Consider the following 17,044-nt stretch of genomic DNA (forward strand, 5'->3'; position numbering starts at 1 on the left):
GAAATATTTTTTAAAAGTAGATGGTAAAGTAGGTTTGGCCTGGGCCAATGGTTTTGAGGGAGAACTCATAGCCATGGTTCAATAAAATTTCCCTGACCAAAGTTAAGCCAATGCCTTGGCCATCCTTCTTCGTGCTGAAAAAAGGACTGAACAGCTGTTCGCTGTGTTCTTCCGAAATGCCGGGCCCGTTATCGGCAATGATGAGTTTTTTCTCCGCTGCGAAAAGCATGAACTTGATTAATCCGTTTTCGTTGACAGCTTCGGTGGCATTTTTTACGATGTTGAGCAGGGCCTGTTCCATCTGCGGCATATCTGCCTGGATATAAAAAGGAGCTTCTGGAAGGTCGAATTGGAAAACGATGCCTCTTTGCGTAGCATTGAAATGCAGCAGCTGCGCAATAGACCTGAGCAGTGCCGATAGGTCGACTTGCTGGCGGTTTACGGCCGTCAGTTTTACCAAATCGGCCAGGTTGCGCATAAACAGGTTCAGGTTCTGGTTTCGGTCTAAAGCTATTTCAAGTGCATTTTGCAATGGGATGTGTGCCGCGTTTTGCCAAAGGTCTTGGGTTTGTAGAGCGGTGCTGATGATCGAATTTACCGGCCCGATGGTATTGTTCACTTCGTGGGCCATCATCCTGATGACTTTGCTGTATACTTTCTTCTCGGTTTCAAGTATCTCGGTTGTTACCTCTTCCAGCAAAATGAAAACCCTTTCAAAACCACGATCTATAAAATGAGATTTCTGTAGCTTGTAAGTCCTGAGGCCCTGCACGCGGATAATTTTGGCCGTGCCAACCTGGAGTTGGTGTACATATTTATGCAGTATTTCGGGATTGGCATTTAAAATTTCTCCAGCTTTGGGGTTGATCTGTTTAACCTGACGATCGTAATCTAAAATAATAATGCCGGTAGGAGAGGTATGGATTAGCTTTTCCAAGAAAAAATGCTGTTCTTCCTGCCTTGTTCTTTCCTGGCGCAGCTCATCGATCATCTGGTTGTAAACGCCAATCAGCGAATCGACTTCTTTTTTGCCGGTGGGCAGAAACTTGACTGTAAAGTCGCGGTCTTTGATGGCATTGATGCCTTCTTGCAGATAGTTTAAAGGCCTGATGAGTTGCTGGTACAGGCTAAGGGCAATGAGAATGGAAAAAATAACCAGTATTTCGGCTACCATGAAGATGAGCTTGTCTTTTTCGAACACCAAATAGCTTAAAACCAGGGCTACCAGGTGAATGATCATGATGAACGCGATATATTTAATCTTCAGCCTCATTAAACGGGATTTGGTATTTTTCTAAACGGCGGTAAAGCGCATTGCGGGTAATGCCCAAGGCCGCTGCGGCCTTGCTGATTCTGTTTTTATGAAAACTCATGGCTTGTCGCACCATGCCCTCTTCCATTTCTTCCAAAGTCATGGTGCCCACGCCTGGTAATTGATTTTTGTCTTTTTGAACCGGCGAAAGCTCCAGTTGCGACTGGAAATCTTCAATGTTAAGCACCTCGTTGCCACTAACCAATACCGTTCGTTCGATTAGGTTTTTCAGTTGCCTGATGTTGCCTGGAAGCTGGAGCTTTTGCAGCCACTTCATGGCGGCGGGAGCTACCGACAGCCCAGGGCGGCCATAGATTTCCTGCATGTTGCCAATAAAAAAGTTGACCAGCAAAGGAATATCGCCATTGCGTTCCCTTAACGGAGGCAAATGGATGTGGATTAAATTGATGCGGTAGAGGAGGTCTTCCCTAAAAAGGCCTTTCGCAACTAATTCGTTCAGGTTTTTGTTGGTGGCACAAACTACCCGTACATCTACTGTTTTGGTGCGGCTGCTGCCTAGCACTTCATAAGTTCTGTCTTGCAGTACCCGCAATAGCTTCACTTGGCTGCCACTTTCCAAGTCGCCAATTTCGTCTAAAAATATAGTGCCTTTATTGGCCAGTTCAAAGCGTCCGGCTCTGTCAAAACGGGCATCGGTAAAGGCTCCTCTAATATGGCCAAACATTTCGCTTTCGAAAAGAGAAGCAGAAATACCACCCAAATTTACTTTTACAAAGGGTTTATTTGCTCTTTTGCTGTTTTCGTGGATGGCTTCGGCAATCAGTTCCTTGCCGGTACCACTTTCGCCGGTAATCAGTACCGAAGCATCGGTGGCGGCCACACGGCCAATGGTTTCTAAAATGGCAATCATTCGCGCATCTTCGCCAATCAGCTGCTTAAAGTTATATTGTTTGTCTAACTGCTTGCGGTTTTGTGGTGCAGGCTGCTGGTTTTGCAGGCTCAGCAGTGTTTTTACCGACTGGAGCAGATGGTCGTTGTTCCAAGGCTTGTTAATGAAATCATTCGCACCTAATTTCATGCCTTCAACGGCCAATGCTATGCTGCCCCAGCCGGTAATGAGTAGCACGGGCATGGTATGGTTCTCTCTTATTTTTTTGAGCAGGGCCATCCCTTCCTTTCCAGAAGTATCTATAGAAAAATTCAGGTCGAGGATAACGAGCTCGGGCGTTTGCTGGTTTATTATTTTTAAGGCCTTGCCGGCACTTTCGGCACCGATGGCTTCGTACTTATGGTTCTGCAACAATAAGAGCAAAGAGGTTCTAACCGCAATGTCGTCGTCAACAATTAAGATCATACGCGAAGTTAAGATAATGAATTAATCTTCATGCAATGCAATTGCCGGATGTATGGTGGCGGCCTGTTTGCCCGGATAAAGCGAACAGATAAAAACAAGCAAATAAATAAAACTGATAGACAACAGCATGGCCATGATATAAACATTGGCCGGCAGGTTGAATACATGGAGCAAAGGAAACTGAACCGCAAAGAAACAACCTACGATCAAAGCCATGGTAGCCAGAATGAGCGATTCGCCAACTAGCTGGTAAGCCACCGATTTGCCACTGGCGCCAATGGCACGGCGCAGACCGATCTCGCCTTTACGCTTGTTGATGTTGTACCAAAGTACCCCGAACAAACCCAAGGCTACATTGATGACCAAGAAGCTGGCCACGATGATAAAAATAATCATGGGGATAACGGTTTCCGAATTTTTCGAATCCCGCATCTGGTCCAAATGTGAAATTTCTATGGTCGAGTTTTTCATGTAATTGGCCAAAAACTTGTTGAGTTTGCCCTCAAAAGCGGCATCGGAGCCCGGTTTAACTTTTACCAGGATGTTGTTTTGCCATCTGCTGGTCGCCGTATCAGTCGGTACAAACATGGCGTTGCCTGCGGGCCAGTAATCGCCGTTGGCTTTGATGTCTTTCATTACCCCGATAACCTTCATTTTTTCCTTGTCATCGTAATCGCCAATCAGTTGCCCAGTAGCTGGACGGTCGCCAAACATGGCTGTTTTTAGCGTTTCATTGATTAGTATTGGTTTGTCTTTGCTAATGGCATCATTGGCGTTGAACCATCTGCCTTCCAGCAAACTGATGGTCATTACCTTGTTGTATTCTTGGTCTACCTCGTAATGGTTTACCCGGTCGTATTTCTTGCCTTTGTAGTGAATGCCCGTACTCATGGTGCTGTTAGAAAAAGGATAGTTGCTGCTGGCAAAGCTAACGGCCTCTACGTTGGGCATGGCCTTTATGCCTTGGCGCAGGTTTTCGAAATAGGCAATGGCCGAATCGGCAGTTTTAAACTGGGGCACATTGCTGTAGCTGATGGGCCATACCTGCTTGTATTCGAAGCCCATAGGCCTACTGTAGTTTTGGTAGTAGAATACCAAAAAAGAGCATACGGTAAAGATGACCAAAAAAGACACCAGTATTTCTGAGAGGAACAAGAAGTTTTGTTTCTTTTTGTTCCACAATAATTTGAATAAATGCTTAAACATGATAATTTCTTTTAATAGTTGATGTTATTGGGCTTTTAATGCTGTAACTACGTTTAACCTCGACATGCGCCAAGCTGGGTATACGCCAGAAATAAGCCCAAAAAACAAGCAGGCCAGCAAGCTATAGCCTAAAACCTTGAGGTTAAAAGTGAGGTTAAGGTTGGGAATCAGTTGCGAATCGTTAATCGCATAAATAATCAATACCGACAAAACAATGCCGATGAAGCCTCCCAGCAGGGTTAGGATGAGGTTCTCTACGATAAACTGATAGACCAGTGTTTTGGAAGAGGCGCCAAAGGCCTTGCGTACCCCAATTTCTGAAGAACGCTCCATGATGCGGGTAATGTTAATGTTAACCAAATTGAGCGTAGGCAGCAATACGAACAAGCATACCACTGTGCCCAATATGGCAAGCGCCTTGCTTTTTCCCGAATTGGAGCCATCGCCAAAAATCCTTCTGGTCATGCTTTCAAAAAAAGGATCGGCGTTGCTGTACAATTTATCGAACTCTTTGTCGGGAATGGGCACCTTGGTCATCATTTGATCAAACTCGGCTTGTATTTTGGGCATATCGGCTTTGTTTTTGGCCAGCAAAATACCATTGTAGCCGCCCATCAGCTCTACCTTTTTATAATCGGCTTTAGAGACCGTGTAGGGCAGGTAAACGTCGCCGTAAATGTTGTACATGGTTCGGTTTACGTTGTCTACCACGCCAATTACCCTGTAATTTACATTGTCTACCAGGATGTATTTGCCTAATGCGCTGGGAATATCTCCAAAATAAGCCTTCTTGGTATCTTCAGAAATGACCGCTACCTGGCTGGCTGTCGCGATTTCCTGGGCGCTGTAAGGTTTCCCTTCCAAGAAATTGTATTCTAGAACCTCCCAGTAGGCCGCATTGGTGAATTTGAAATTGATAACTATCTTTTTATTGTTGATATAGGCATTAGTGGCCTGCGCACTCGAAGAAATGGCCAGTTTTTCGGGTGTTTTCAGCGTAGCTACGTAATGGTCTAGAAAGTAAAACGAAACATCGCTTCTGTTGATCCAGCCTTGCTTGGTGTTGTTGAATTCCATAGTGGCCACGTACAGGCTCCGGTCTCTTTTATTGTCGGGATACCCCGCACTGATTACCTTGTCTAAAAACGCTGTGGCTACCATCAAAATGGTGAGCGTGAAACTGATGCCGAACAAGCTGATGAAAGTGAAGAATTTTCTTCGCTTGAGTACCGCTATGGCTATTTTGAAATAATTTTTAAGCATGATACAGGATTATTGAACTTGAGAACCATCAAATAAGCGCACCAAACGATGTGTTTTGTGCGCCATGTTTTCATCATGGGTAACCATAACGATGGTGGTGCCGTCGTTGCGGTTCAGGTTAATGAGGATATTCATAATTTCGTTGCCCATGGCACTGTCGAGGTTACCGGTAGGCTCGTCGGCCAATATGATTTGCGGTCTGCCCACTATGGCCCGGGCAATGGCTACCCTTTGGCGCTGCCCGCCCGAAAGCTGCGAAGGGAAGTGTTTGAGCCGGTTGCTCAAGCCAACTTTTTCTAAGGCTTCGGTGGCCAACACCCGGCGCTCTTTGGCCGATGCCGTTCTGTAAAGCAGGGGCAGCTCTACATTATCCAATACCTGCAGATCGTTGATCAAATGGTAGCTCTGGAAAATAAAGCCCAGCTTCTGGTTCCTGAATTTGGCCAGTTGCTGGTCTGAAAAGCTCGAAATCTGCTGATTGTCTATCTGTACAATTCCTTTTGAGGGCTCGTCTAACAAACCCATAATGTTAAGCAGGGTACTTTTGCCACAGCCAGAAGGCCCCATAATAGATAAGAATTCGCCTTTGGCTATGTCAAGGCTGATGCCATTGATGGCCAGGGTTTCTACCGTAGCCGTGCGGTAAACTTTTTCAATGTTCTGTAAGCGTATCATGTCGTATAGTTAATGATTTTATATTAAAAATTGGTTAAAGGATTAAGGTTTATGGTTCGTGTATACATTCACTCATTTATCATTGGTAGGTTATTTTCTGGTTTTTTTCAAAGTCGTAAAGCGAGAGGTAGCGCAACTGGTAATAGGCGCCCCAGAAGTCCTTCAGCGAGCTAACATAGTCGCGCTTGGCACGATCGTTTTCCTGGAAGGCAATGCTGAGGTCGGTAATGCTCAGATTGCCCAATACATAGCGTTCGCTGGCAATTTTATATTTTTCGGCTGCAATTTTTTCGGCTTCTGCTGTCAGTTGCAATTGCTCTTTCATCATGTTAAAGAGTGTAACCTGCGTAACAATCTGTTGCTTAAAAGTCTGCTTATCCTGCTCAACGGCATAAGTGGTAAATTTTTCGTTGGCCTCGGCGGTTTTGCTGCGCGATTTGGAGCGCCCCCAATCGAGGATAGGAACCGAGAGCTGCAGCTGTACCGATTGCTGGCTTTTGGGCGAGCGATACACATCGAAAGCGTTGTTGGCTGCATTTGAAAAGCCCAAGTTGGCTCTTAGCGTTGCGGTTAATCCGTTTTCGCCCTTGGCTTTGGCTACGTCCCGCTTGGCTTCGGCAATGCGCCTTACAAAGGCAATGGCATCAGAGCGGTTGGCAAAAGCCTCTTCAAGTACTTTTTCGGTGGCCACGGTCATTTGTTTAACCGCGGTAGGCATGTCCAAAACAATGCGATCTTCGCCTTCTATGCCAATGTAGCTGCGCAGGTTAAGGGTGGCAATTTCCATGTCGCGCTTGGCCGTGCCTACGGCTTTTTGGGCGTTGAGCTGTTCGAGCTGCAGCTGCAGGATCTCGTTTTTGGCAATTTTGCCCAGTTCGAATTTGGTATTGGCAATGGTCAGTATCCGTTGTGTATTTTCGAGGTTGGTGTCGGCAATGCTCAGGTTGACCTGCGCCAATAACAGGTCGAAAAAATACTCGGTTACGGTAATCGAAATCTTTTCCTGCGCTTCGATATAGGCTTGTTTGCTTTCGTCGAATTTGAGGGGTTCTATCTTCTTGTCCCATTTCAGGCTATTGAACTGTAGCAAGGGCTGGGTATAGCCCAGGCCATAGGGAATACCATTGTACAATACGTTATGGCGATCGAAATCGACAAAACGCTGCAATTGTGTAGTGCCATAAATGGTGCCACCCGTGGCCGCTATGCTCTGTTTAAAGTTCATGGTTAACGACGAGTTGTCGTTGTGTACCGGCTGAAACAAAATGGTACCGTTAGGTTGCAAAACTTGGGTATAGCTTTTGTTGTAGCCCGGCAAGATGCCTTCTAAGGCCAACTGAGGCTGGTAATTGGATTTGAACGTGCGCCACTCCCAATATTTGGTTTCTTTTACGGTAATGGCCTGCTTGGCGGCAATAGAATTGCTTTTGGCCATTTCTACCACCTGTGGCAGCGACAGGCGCAGGGTGTCTGGCCCGGTAAAGGCAGCGGCCGAAAAGCCAAACGCTAAAAATAAGGCCAATAGTAAAGTCTTCATCATCTATGGCTTATTAATGGTCAATACTTTGGAATGCTTGTAGCTGCTCATGTCGGAAGTGATGATGACGTCACCGGGCTTCAGGCCATTGACGATCTCGATATAGTCGAAGTTGCTGAGTCCGGTTTTAACCGTTCTGCGTTCGGCCTTGCCTTCGCTGGTCAATACAAAAATGTCCTGCAGGTTAGAACCGTTAAAAGTGGCGCCATTAGCCACGCGGATTACTTGGTGGTGTACCGCAGTAACCAAAAATACATCGGCTTTCATGTTAGGACGCAACAGTTTGTTGTTCTTTTCGTCGAAACGGATATCGAACGAAACAATGCTGTTTTTAATGGCAGGCGAAATGTTGGTTACCGTTCCGCGCAGCTGCTCATCGTTGATGCGGATAATGGCCGGCATATTGTTGTGCAGTTGCTCCAACTGGTTGTCGGTCATGCTGCCCGCTACCTTAAAGCTGCTCAGGTCGGCAATTCTGGCAATGGCCTCGCCTTGTTGTACGCTGGTGCCGATATTTTTGTTTACCCAGGTTACTACGCCATCCCTGCTGGCTACCACATTGGCCAGGTCGAGTTTGCGTTTTAAGGCGACCAGATCGTTCCGTTGGATGGCTAGTGCAATTTCAGCTTCCCTGATTTCGATTTTCATGGTTTGCTGCTTGCTCTTGATTTCGTTTTCGAGTTGCTGCTTTTCGAGTTCGGCTACTTTAAGATTGAGCTGGGCCTGTTCAATTTCCTCCTTGGTGCCACCTCCGGCTTTAAACAAGCGCTGTGCACCGGCTACCATATCTTTGAGGTTGCTGATGCGCAACTGTTTGATGTTGTTGTTCGATTTGATGTCGTAAAAGCTTTTTTCCAGGTCGAGTTTGAGTTTGGCTATTTCGTTCTGCTTCGATTCGATCTGAAACTGGAGCTTTTCATAATCGGTTTGGGCCTGCGATTTGTCGAGCGTTAAAATAGATTGTCCGGCTTTTACCTTATTGCCCGCATCCATCACTACGTTTTTGATGGAGGCATTGATGGGACTGGCCAATACCTCTTCAAATTCTGGCAATACTTCGCCGGTTGCATTAATGGTATTTTCGATGTCGCCGATTTCTACTTTGGCGGTGGTAAACTGGTTGGTATTGATCGAGGGATTGAGAAAGGTCCTAACCAGCCAAATGCCGCAAACCAACAAGGCCAATACGATGCCGGCCACGAGGTAACGCTTCTTTTTTCTTTTGGTGATTACTTCTTCTTCGATGAGCTTGTCCATTTATAGATTTTTTTTGAACAAGGTTTTACAAGCAAGATGCCAATATTAAATTATTGATAATTAGATGTTTATGTATTTTTAAGAATCGAAAAACGCCCGATTTCGAACATTTTGCCTTTTATCGAACAAAAAGCTGGCTAAATGCTGTGACTGGTGTAGACTTGCTCCATGAAAAAAAATAGCACCTGGCGTATTTCGCCGAAATTATTTTTTGGTTAAAACACCAATTTGTTTTTTGCTCTAAATTTTTACATTACCAACCGCAAAAGGCTTCATCTAATCCTTATCTTCGCCTACGCTCTAGCACGCTATCTGATGAAGACTCTCCTTGGCCACTCTTGGTTAAAACTAAGCACACCAGCTAGGTTTAATCGCGTTTATGGCATTAACTGCGCCGTTTGGCCAGGCATACACTCGGGCTGTGTCCCTTCTAAAACTAGCATATTCTTTTGGCCTGCTCAACTGTTTAAGCTTATAGCAAGGATTTGGAAAGTCGCGTTGTTGTTTGATCATGCTATCGGCGATAAAAGCGAAGCCCCAAATTTTATTGAATAGGCATAGTTGTTGTGGCTATTATGGCCTATTGGAAATGGATGGGAAAAAGTCCTAATTGGTTAACATAACAAAGAAAAATTATCATAGAACCCAAATCATAATACCTATCTCTTAAAAATCATGGAAGAACTTAAACTGAATTTAGATGCACGTAACCAAGGCGCTTTTGTAGTCACAGAAAATGGCGAACAGCTAGGCGAAATGGCTTTGGCCATCACTGGCGACGAGATGATCGTATATCATACCGAGGTGGTGCCACAGGCCGAAGGAAGGGGGCTGGCCAAGCAATTGCTCAATGCTATGGTAAGCTATGCAAGGACAAACCACTTGAAGGTCATTCCACTTTGTCCTTATGTGCATGCCCAATTTAAAAGGCATCCGCAAGATTTTGAAGATATCTGGAAAAAGAATGAAGACGAATAGATTTCGTCATTCGCTTAATGGCAAACAGCCCAAATTCAATTGAGTTTGGGCTGTTTTTTGTTTGTGATGTGTTCTTAATGCATTGATTTTTAGCAGATTGTTTGGGCTTTGATTTTTTTTCGGTAAGCGCGTAGGGGTGTGCCGGCCTTTTGTTGTCTCATTTTAAAATCACACGAAAATGATCAACAAAAATTACCCCTTTAATGACCTTCTCATTTTAAGAAACCTGGTTCTGCTAAGTCTTTTATGCGCCGGGTTTTCGGGTTTTGCCCAAAGTCGCAGCAACAAAATACATTTCGGATTAATCTATCCACTGAGCAGCAATGGCGTACATGCGCCATTAGACACCAATAATGTTTCTATCCACCTCCTTGCCGGGGTCTCGTCGGTAGAGAAAGGCGTAGCTTTCGCTGGTTTGGCCAACATTGTGCTCAATCATGCTGATGGGCCGCAATTTGCGGGCTTTGCTAACCATATCGGCAAAAAAGCTACAGGACCATTATTTGCCGGATTTGCCAATGTTTATGGCAAGGGTGGCAGCGTTGCCTTGGCGGGCTTTGCCAACGTAGCGCGTGGCGAAGTAAAAGGTACGCAATTTGCCGGTTTTGCCAATATAGCCAAAAATTTAAAAGGAGGCCAGTTTGCGGGCTTTGCCAATATCGCTGCCAATGGGCGTGCCTCGCAGTTTGCGGGCTTCATCAACGTGGCCAAAGACATTAAGGGTACACAAATTGCCGGCTTTATCAATGTGGCCAGAAAAGTGAAAGGCGCACAGCTAGCTGGTTTCATCAATGTGGCCGATAGCAGCGACTGCCCAATCGGTATCCTCAACTTTGTAAAAAACGGAGAAAAAAGCCTAGGCTTGAGTATCGACGAGAGCCAAACCACCATGCTCACTTTCCGCTCTGGGGGCAAGGTATTGTATGGCATATTGGGTATTGGCTATAACCTAAAAAACAAAAAGGCAGTGTATGCAGCCGAAGCAGGCTTTGGGGCTCACTTCTTCCCCTCCAATATATTCAGGCTCAATGTAGAGTTAACAGCCAGCCATTTGGAAGACTTCAAGGCGGGCGATTATTTCAAATCGTCGTTTAAAGTGCTGCCTGCGTTTAAACTGGGCAAACACCTCGAAATTTTTGGAGGCCCTTCTTTCAACTATACTTCTACCAATACCGCCGAAGGCAAGTTGCTCCATATGCAGCACCTGCATTCGTGGCAAAACAAAGGGTCTGACCGCCTGCAGCGCCTTTACATCGGCTATGGCGGTGGTGTCCATGTTATTTTTTAATTCATTCATTGTAATCTAATCCATTATGAAATCGGTTTTAACATTTATTAACACGAAAGGGCTCTTGTGGCTTGCAACCTTCTCGATTCTTTTAGGCTCTTGTAAAAAGGATAACCTGACGGCTAACGGTAACATGACAGCAGTAACAAGAGATCTGGCAGTTTTTGCCTCCCTGCACAACAGTGGCTCAACGCCTGTACATATTGTTTATGGCAGTACGTATAAAGTTGAACTGAAAGGCTCAAGCAACCTGATTCCTTATTTTAAAACTACCGTAAGCAACGGCAAGCTCGAAGTTGGTTACGAAAGGGCGAGCGTGAGGCACGACGATGTGGAGGTAACGGTAACCATGCCAACAGTGAGTCGCATTTCGCTAAGTGGCAACAGCCGGGTAGACCTTAGTGGTGCTTTTCCGCTTATCGATTTCCTGAGTGTAGACATCAGCGGCTCGGCAGTGGTTTTGATGAAAGAAGCCGCCGCAGCCAATAAAGTAGACATTGATATTTCTGGCTCGGGAAGCGTAGATTTTGAGAAACTGAACTGCCAAAATGCCAAGGTCAGCCTATCAGGTAGCGGCGATGCCCGTGTTACGGTCCAAGATAAGCTGAAGGCCAACATCAGTGGCAACGGCAAGGTTTACTACGCGGGTAATCCTGTTGTAGAAGCCAACGTTAGCGGGTCGGGTAAAGTCATCAAATTCTAAACACAAACCACACACAAATATGTCAACTATCCAAACATTTTGGCAATCGCTCTCCGAACTTTTTGGTGCGTCGCCTATCGCGTTAACAGCTGTTTATCAGCTGCAGCACAGCACGCCCAATCTGGTGGCCTACACTTTGCCTGCTGTTTTCGTTTTTACGCTGGTAGAGTTTATCGCAGCCCGTTTTAGCGAACACCATACTTATGAGCCACAGGAAACCAAGGGCTCGTTGCTGATTGGTTTGGGGAATTTGACCGTTAACCTGTTGCTCAAAACCGTGCTGGTTTCAGGTGCCATTTGGGTATATAACCTGTTGCCCTGGCGCATGCAGCTTAACTGGTATACGCTAATCCCCTGCTTTGTTTTTTACGATTTCTGCAGCTATTGGTCGCACCGTATTTCGCACTATTGCCGTTTCTTCTGGGCAACCCATGTGGTACACCACTCGGCCGAGCATTACAACCTTACCGTGGCTTTTAGGCAAAGCTGGGTGCAACACTTTAAAACCGTGTTTTTTATCCCGGTGGTGCTCATGGGTTTTCATCCCGTTGTGGTGTTGGTGGCTAGCCAGCTCAGTACGCTTTACCAGTTTTGGGTACATACCGAAGCCATTGGCAAATTGCATCCGTTTATAGAAAAACACTTGGGTACGCCATCCAACCATCGGGTACACCATGGCAGTCAGGAGAAATACCTAGACAAGAATTTTGGGGCCACCTTTATGGTGTGGGACCATCTTTTTGGCTCGTTCCAATATGAAGAAGAACAGCCGGTATATGGCATAACTACGCCGGTAGAGAGCAAAACCAATCCGTTTATCCTTAATTTTCACGAGTATCGCGATATGCTCAGAGACATCAGGCATAGCGATGGAATAGGCGAAATGCTGTTCTTCATTTTCGCCAGTCCGGCTAAAATATACCGGCATAAACTGACGCGGACACCGAAACTTGTTTCAAGAGCTCAAAGAACAAGCAATTGGCTGTTCAAAATCGCCTTGGTCATGGTGCTTTTGGCATTGGGTCAATTACTTTTTGCACAGGAAAAAAAACCGGTGGCTTTGCCAACGCCCAAAAGCAAAAACCTGCTTTTCTTTTTGCAGCGCACACCCGATGCCAACACGGTTATTTATGAGCTTAACTATACAAGCGATGGGACGGTTAATCAGGAAAATCCGGTAAAAGGCTCATGGATCAGGTACGAGGAGCAAGGCAAATGCCAGAACCTGAGCGGCATTGAAGAGAAGTTTGCCTACGGTGTCAAATGCAAGGCCTTGGGCAATGATCAGTTCGAAATCAGGTTGGCGGCCTATAAAAAAATGCCTTTATACCTCATCAAATCGGAAAGTGACCAGCAATACCGCATGTACATTAAGGACGAGGGGAAAAATCTTTTGCTCAAACGCGTATTCGTCAAAATAAACGGAGGATCTTTTTGGTTCCCCAAGGTACAGTACATCGACTTGTTTACGGTAAACAGTGAGAGCGGCGCCGAAGTACTGAAAAGGATCAATTTGGGCTAAACGATTTTGGTACAAAGCAGAACGGTTCAGGATTTAACTTAATATATTTACGCAGCAAATTGAATCTAGTGGCAATTACTTCAGTGAACAACTATACAGACCAGGCATTTGAGCAATTGTTCAAAACCCACTACAAAGCCCTGCATGCTTATGCCCATCTTATCCTGAAAGACCTAGATATGGCAGAGGAAGTAGTGCAGCAGCTATTTCTTAAGTTTTGGGAAAAGCGCGAATTGTTGCAGGTGGGAACTTCCATGAAGGCCTACCTCTACAAATGCGTGTACAACGACAGCCTCAATTTTTTGAAGCACGAAAAAGTAAAGCTAAAATACCACGATTATACCCTGCATACGGCTGATCACCTCAGTGATTCGGCTTCGGCAAAAATCGAACTGGGCGAACTGGAAATCAAATTGCGGGAAGCCCTCAACGAATTGCCCGAGCAATGCCGTACCATTTTCCAACTGAGCCGTTTCGAAGAACTCAAGTACAGGGAAATAGCCGAAAAGCTTAATATTTCTATCAAAACCGTAGAAAACCAGATGGGCAAGGCGCTGAGGCTGCTGCGCGTAAAACTGTCTGATTTTCTGTTGCTGGCCCTATTGGGGATGATGTATTACCAAGACTATCTAAATTAAGGAGAAGAGTGATGAACGATGAAATACTGATTAAGTTCCTGCTCAAGGAAACAAACGAAGAAGAAGATAGGCAGGTAAACGAATGGCTCGTTGCCGATGCCGAAAATGCCAAGTACTTTGCCAAGCTCGAAAAACTGTGGCAGGCCAGTGGCAACATTGCGCCCAATGAAGAACCTGATGTGGAGGCCGCCTGGCTAAAATTCAAAGCCAAGGCCGATGCCTTGCCAACGCAACGGGAGCCTGTGGTTAAGCCTTTAAAAACAAATGGTAGGCGTTGGCTAAGCCTAGCCGCCGCATTAGTGCTGGCTATTGGTGGCTGGACGGCCTATACTTTGCTCAGACCAGCCTATATCGAGCTTTCGTCAAGCAATCTGGTGTTTAATCAGGTACTGCCCGATGGTTCTGAACTTACCATCAATAAAAACACAGCCATGAGCTATGCACGCAATTTCGAAAACAACCGGAGCATAAAACTATTGCACGGAGAGGCTTTTTTTAAGGTAGCCCACGATCAAAACAGGCCTTTTGTGATCGATGTTGGCCAGGTTTCGGTGCAGGTAGTCGGTACCTCATTTAACATCAAGCACCTCAACCGCAACCAAACAGAAGTAGTGGTAGAAAGCGGCATTGTAAAAGTGAGGCTTGGTGGCGAAGAAGTGAGGCTGGTTAAAGGCGAACGCATTTTCATAGGCCCAGCGACCAAGCAGCTGGCCAAGCAGCAAAGCAAAGACCAATTGTATAGCTATTATCGCACTGGTATGTTTGTGTCAAACAATACGCCCTTGCACGAATTGGTCGATATTTTGAACGAAGCCTATGGCAGCCATGTGGTGGTAAACGACAACGTGAGGGATCTTCCTTTTACCGCACCTTTAAAATATAGCTCGCTTACCAAGAACCTCGATATCATTTGCGATGCGCTAGATTTGGAAGTTGTTCGTAACCAACAGCAGCTTGTGCTGTCTAAAAAGCAGAAATGAAAATAAAAATAGCCCTTGTTTTACTTTGCTTGGCAACCTGGGTTAGGGCCCAAACTTCGGTTTACCAGAACAACCTGTCGAAAAGGGTAACTTTTAGTGCCCGACAGGAGCGTGTTGGCGATGTGTTGCAGAAAATCAGCAATGCAGGCAATTTCTACTTTGCCTACAACGGCTCGCTTATTAACCAGGATAGCTTGGTTAACCTCAATGCCAAGGGCCAGCCGGTAAGGGAAGTGCTCGATGCGATGTTTGATGGCAAGGTAGATTACAAGGAAAACGATTCGTACATTATTTTGCGCTATGCCGTAAACCATTTTACCATAGAGCCCGAAAACATTACCACCGCCGAAAACCTGTACATGATTAGCGGTTATGTAATTGACACCAAGACGGGGAAAAAAGTAAAGCAGGCCAGCGTATACGAAAAGAAATTGTTGCAATCGGCTATTACCGACAATGATGGTTTTTTTACGCTCAAATTCAAGGGCGAGCACCAGTCGATTATTTTAACGGCCAGCAAGGAAACCTATCGCGATACCGCTTTGGTTTTTCTGTCGAGCATCAATGTAAAGCCCGAAGGCTATAACGATCCCGACAAGGAAAAAGGTACTTTTTTTGGCAATGCTTTGGAAGAATTGGGAATCGGACGTTTTTTCCTCTCTTCAAAACAACGGCTCCAGAACCTCAATATTCCCAGCTTTTTTGCCAATACCCCATTTCAGGCGTCGCTAACACCGGGTCTAAGCTCGCATGGCATGATGAGCTCGCAAGTGGTTAACAAGTTTTCGCTCAATGTACTGGGTGGCTATACGGCCGGTGTAGATGGCGTAGAAATTGGAGGGATCTTTAACCTGAACAAAGGCGATATGAAAATGGTGCAGGTTGCCGGCGTATTCAATGTGGTGGGCCGTAACGTAACGGGGGTGCAGGTAGCGGGCTTGCACAACGGCGTGCAAGGCAGCATTAAGGCCGTGCAGGTTTCGGGATTGCTTAATCAGGTCAAGAAAAATGCAGAAGGGGTACAGGTTGCAGGCCTGGTTAATATTGTAAGCCAAAATTTGCGCGGCGTACAGGTTTCTGGGCTAAGCAATATAACCAGTCGGGAAGTAAATGGCATACAGGTTGCAGGGCTTGGCAACATCGGCTCCCGTACCGTGCGGGGCATGCAACTTTCAAGCTTGTTTAACTATGCCAAAAACAACAAGGGCTTTCAATTGGCGCTGGTTAATGCTTCCGATACTTCGTCGGGTACCAGTTTGGGCCTGATCAATTTGGTGAAAACCGGCTACCATAAGTTGAGCTTTTCTACCAACGAAACCATCAATGCCAATGTAGCCTATAAATCGGGCAACGCCAATTTGTATACGTTGCTGATCGGTGGCTATAATTTTTCGGATACCGCTAAGGTCATCAGCTTCGGCTTGGGCATGGGTCACGATTTCATTTTGGGAAAAACCTTTTCCTTTGCCACCGAACTCAGTGCGCAGCACCTGTACCTGGGCAACTGGGATTATGCCAACATGCTGTACAAAAGCCAGCTCAACCTGCAGTTCAGACTGTTTAAGGGTTTAAGCATTTTCGGCGGACCTAGCTACAATTATTACGTGAGCAAAGCCCCCTTGGGTTCGAGTGGCAAAAACTATAGACAGCAGATAGTGCCTAGTCGGCATCAGGATGTGGGCCGTTACAAGGGCTGGGTAGGCTGGAGTGTGGGGATTACGCTCATGTAGGGAAAAGGTAGAAGTGAAAGCGTATTTTTAGAATGCGGTTGATAAATTAAAAATCTAGTTTATCTTTAGCTTACCAAACTAAACTTATGGAAGAAAATACGCCCTCAGCTGTTCAAGAGACCGAGCTTAATGAAAGCCTGTGTGTTAATTGCCAGGTTAATCCATTTGAGGCAGGCCATCCCATTAATTTATGCGCCTCTTGTCGAACAAGCCTTATTAACTACCCGATACCTAAATGGATCAAAATTTTTGCCATCTGTTTGGGCGTTGTAATTGTAGTTAGTATTATCCGCACACAGTTTTATATCTCGGCCGCTATTGATTTGGGCAAAAGCGAAAAGGCCATCGAAAACAAAGAGTACCTCACCGCCAAAAGAGAATTGGCAAAAGTATTAAAGAAGTTTCCAAACGACTTAAAGGCCAATGCCGAAATGATCATTGCTTCAGCGTATTCTTTTGATAGAGTAGCTGCAGGTACAGCCTTTGATAAAATCGTTGATAAACAGATTGACGACGATGACCTCTACAACTGTCTCTTATACACATCTGACGCTGCCGACGAACCACGACATGTGTAGAGAGGGGTGGGGGGCGGGGGAGTAAAAAGGGGGGGGGGGGGGGGGGGGGGGGGGGGGGGGGG

15 protein-coding genes are annotated in these 17,044 nt (G+C 45.7%); 8 read left to right on the forward strand and 7 right to left on the reverse strand.

What is annotated here, in order from left to right; translation table 11 throughout:
* Positions 1–10: 10 nt before the first annotated feature.
* The 7 genes from JHD69_RS11915 to JHD69_RS11945 form a co-directional block, all read right to left on the reverse strand.
* Entirely contained in the window at positions 11–1,273 is a 1,263-nt protein-coding gene (locus JHD69_RS11915; protein ID WP_199140564.1) for a sensor histidine kinase, read from the reverse strand.
* Entirely contained in the window at positions 1,257–2,627 is a 1,371-nt protein-coding gene (locus tag JHD69_RS11920) for a sigma-54-dependent transcriptional regulator (RefSeq protein WP_199140565.1), read from the reverse strand. Before JHD69_RS11920 ends, JHD69_RS11915 begins: the two co-directional genes overlap by 17 nt.
* 21 nt (positions 2,628–2,648) lie before the next feature.
* Positions 2,649–3,833, reverse strand: a complete 1,185-nt coding sequence (locus JHD69_RS11925) for an ABC transporter permease (protein ID WP_199140566.1) — start codon at positions 3,831–3,833, stop codon at positions 2,649–2,651.
* A 24-nt stretch (positions 3,834–3,857) separates the two neighbouring features.
* Positions 3,858–5,096 carry an ABC transporter permease gene (locus tag JHD69_RS11930; protein WP_199140567.1) on the reverse strand — a complete coding sequence of 413 codons (1,239 nt, stop codon included), beginning with the start codon at positions 5,094–5,096 and terminating at the stop codon, positions 3,858–3,860.
* 9 nt (positions 5,097–5,105) lie between these two features.
* Positions 5,106–5,771 (reverse strand): ABC transporter ATP-binding protein, encoded by a 666-nt coding sequence (locus tag JHD69_RS11935; protein WP_199140568.1) that lies wholly within the window; start codon positions 5,769–5,771, stop codon positions 5,106–5,108.
* 79 nt (positions 5,772–5,850) lie between these two features.
* Positions 5,851–7,311: a TolC family protein gene (locus JHD69_RS11940; RefSeq protein WP_199140569.1), complete on the reverse strand. Its 1,461-nt coding sequence runs from the start codon at positions 7,309–7,311 to the stop codon at positions 5,851–5,853.
* Positions 7,312–8,565 (reverse strand): efflux RND transporter periplasmic adaptor subunit, encoded by a 1,254-nt coding sequence (locus JHD69_RS11945; protein WP_199140570.1) that lies wholly within the window; start codon positions 8,563–8,565, stop codon positions 7,312–7,314.
* A 675-nt stretch (positions 8,566–9,240) separates the two neighbouring features.
* Between JHD69_RS11945 and JHD69_RS11950 the strand changes: the two genes are divergently transcribed.
* The 8 genes from JHD69_RS11950 (at position 9,241) to JHD69_RS11985 (ending at position 16,982) form a co-directional block, all read left to right on the forward strand.
* On the forward strand, positions 9,241–9,543 hold the full coding sequence (locus JHD69_RS11950; protein ID WP_199140571.1) for a GNAT family N-acetyltransferase: 303 nt from the start codon (positions 9,241–9,243) through the stop codon (positions 9,541–9,543).
* A 178-nt stretch (positions 9,544–9,721) separates the two neighbouring features.
* A complete protein-coding gene (locus tag JHD69_RS11955; protein WP_199140572.1) occupies positions 9,722–10,831 on the forward strand; it encodes a hypothetical protein in 1,110 nt (369 codons plus the stop codon).
* Positions 10,832–10,964: 133 nt separating this feature from the next.
* Positions 10,965–11,534, forward strand: coding sequence for a head GIN domain-containing protein (locus tag JHD69_RS11960; RefSeq protein WP_199140573.1), 570 nt, complete (start codon positions 10,965–10,967; stop codon positions 11,532–11,534).
* 19 nt (positions 11,535–11,553) lie between these two features.
* The gene (locus tag JHD69_RS11965; RefSeq protein ID WP_199140574.1) at positions 11,554–13,056 is read left to right on the forward strand and encodes a DUF4833 domain-containing protein; all 1,503 of its coding nucleotides are present in this window, start codon (positions 11,554–11,556) and stop codon (positions 13,054–13,056) included.
* Positions 13,057–13,124: 68 nt separating this feature from the next.
* Complete coding sequence (locus tag JHD69_RS11970; RefSeq protein WP_370583484.1) at positions 13,125–13,694, forward strand: RNA polymerase sigma-70 factor; 570 nt, start codon at positions 13,125–13,127, stop codon at positions 13,692–13,694.
* A gap of 11 nt (positions 13,695–13,705) precedes the next feature.
* Positions 13,706–14,674 carry a FecR family protein gene (locus JHD69_RS11975; protein ID WP_199140575.1) on the forward strand — a complete coding sequence of 323 codons (969 nt, stop codon included), beginning with the start codon at positions 13,706–13,708 and terminating at the stop codon, positions 14,672–14,674.
* On the forward strand, positions 14,671–16,404 hold the full coding sequence (locus JHD69_RS11980) for an STN and carboxypeptidase regulatory-like domain-containing protein (RefSeq protein ID WP_199140576.1): 1,734 nt from the start codon (positions 14,671–14,673) through the stop codon (positions 16,402–16,404). Before JHD69_RS11975 ends, JHD69_RS11980 begins: the two co-directional genes overlap by 4 nt.
* A gap of 86 nt (positions 16,405–16,490) precedes the next feature.
* Positions 16,491–16,982: a hypothetical protein gene (locus tag JHD69_RS11985; protein WP_199140577.1), complete on the forward strand. Its 492-nt coding sequence runs from the start codon at positions 16,491–16,493 to the stop codon at positions 16,980–16,982.
* The last annotated feature ends 62 nt before the right edge of the window (positions 16,983–17,044 follow it).

Source organism: Pedobacter sp. ASV12 (genome assembly GCF_016429155.1).
In the GTDB taxonomy this organism is placed as follows: Bacteria; Bacteroidota; Bacteroidia; order Sphingobacteriales; family Sphingobacteriaceae; genus Pedobacter.

Bases quoted from the DNA above. Each gene is read 5' to 3' on its own strand.
- JHD69_RS11935 (WP_199140568.1), bottom strand. From the start codon at position 5,771: ATGATACGCTTACAGAACATTGAAAAAGTTTACCGCACGGCTACGGTA.
- JHD69_RS11965 (WP_199140574.1), top strand. From the start codon at position 11,554: ATGTCAACTATCCAAACATTTTGGCAATCGCTCTCCGAACTTTTTGGT.
- JHD69_RS11945 (WP_199140570.1), bottom strand. From the start codon at position 8,565: ATGGACAAGCTCATCGAAGAAGAAGTAATCACCAAAAGAAAAAAGAAG.
- JHD69_RS11930 (WP_199140567.1), bottom strand. From the start codon at position 5,096: ATGCTTAAAAATTATTTCAAAATAGCCATAGCGGTACTCAAGCGAAGA.
- JHD69_RS11950 (WP_199140571.1), top strand. From the start codon at position 9,241: ATGGAAGAACTTAAACTGAATTTAGATGCACGTAACCAAGGCGCTTTT.
- JHD69_RS11920 (WP_199140565.1), bottom strand. From the start codon at position 2,627: ATGATCTTAATTGTTGACGACGACATTGCGGTTAGAACCTCTTTGCTC.
- JHD69_RS11980 (WP_199140576.1), top strand. From the start codon at position 14,671: ATGAAAATAAAAATAGCCCTTGTTTTACTTTGCTTGGCAACCTGGGTT.
- JHD69_RS11925 (WP_199140566.1), bottom strand. From the start codon at position 3,833: ATGTTTAAGCATTTATTCAAATTATTGTGGAACAAAAAGAAACAAAAC.
- JHD69_RS11975 (WP_199140575.1), top strand. From the start codon at position 13,706: ATGAACGATGAAATACTGATTAAGTTCCTGCTCAAGGAAACAAACGAA.
- JHD69_RS11960 (WP_199140573.1), top strand. From the start codon at position 10,965: ATGACAGCAGTAACAAGAGATCTGGCAGTTTTTGCCTCCCTGCACAAC.
- JHD69_RS11940 (WP_199140569.1), bottom strand. From the start codon at position 7,311: ATGATGAAGACTTTACTATTGGCCTTATTTTTAGCGTTTGGCTTTTCG.
- JHD69_RS11955 (WP_199140572.1), top strand. From the start codon at position 9,722: ATGATCAACAAAAATTACCCCTTTAATGACCTTCTCATTTTAAGAAAC.
- JHD69_RS11985 (WP_199140577.1), top strand. From the start codon at position 16,491: ATGGAAGAAAATACGCCCTCAGCTGTTCAAGAGACCGAGCTTAATGAA.
- JHD69_RS11915 (WP_199140564.1), bottom strand. From the start codon at position 1,273: ATGAGGCTGAAGATTAAATATATCGCGTTCATCATGATCATTCACCTG.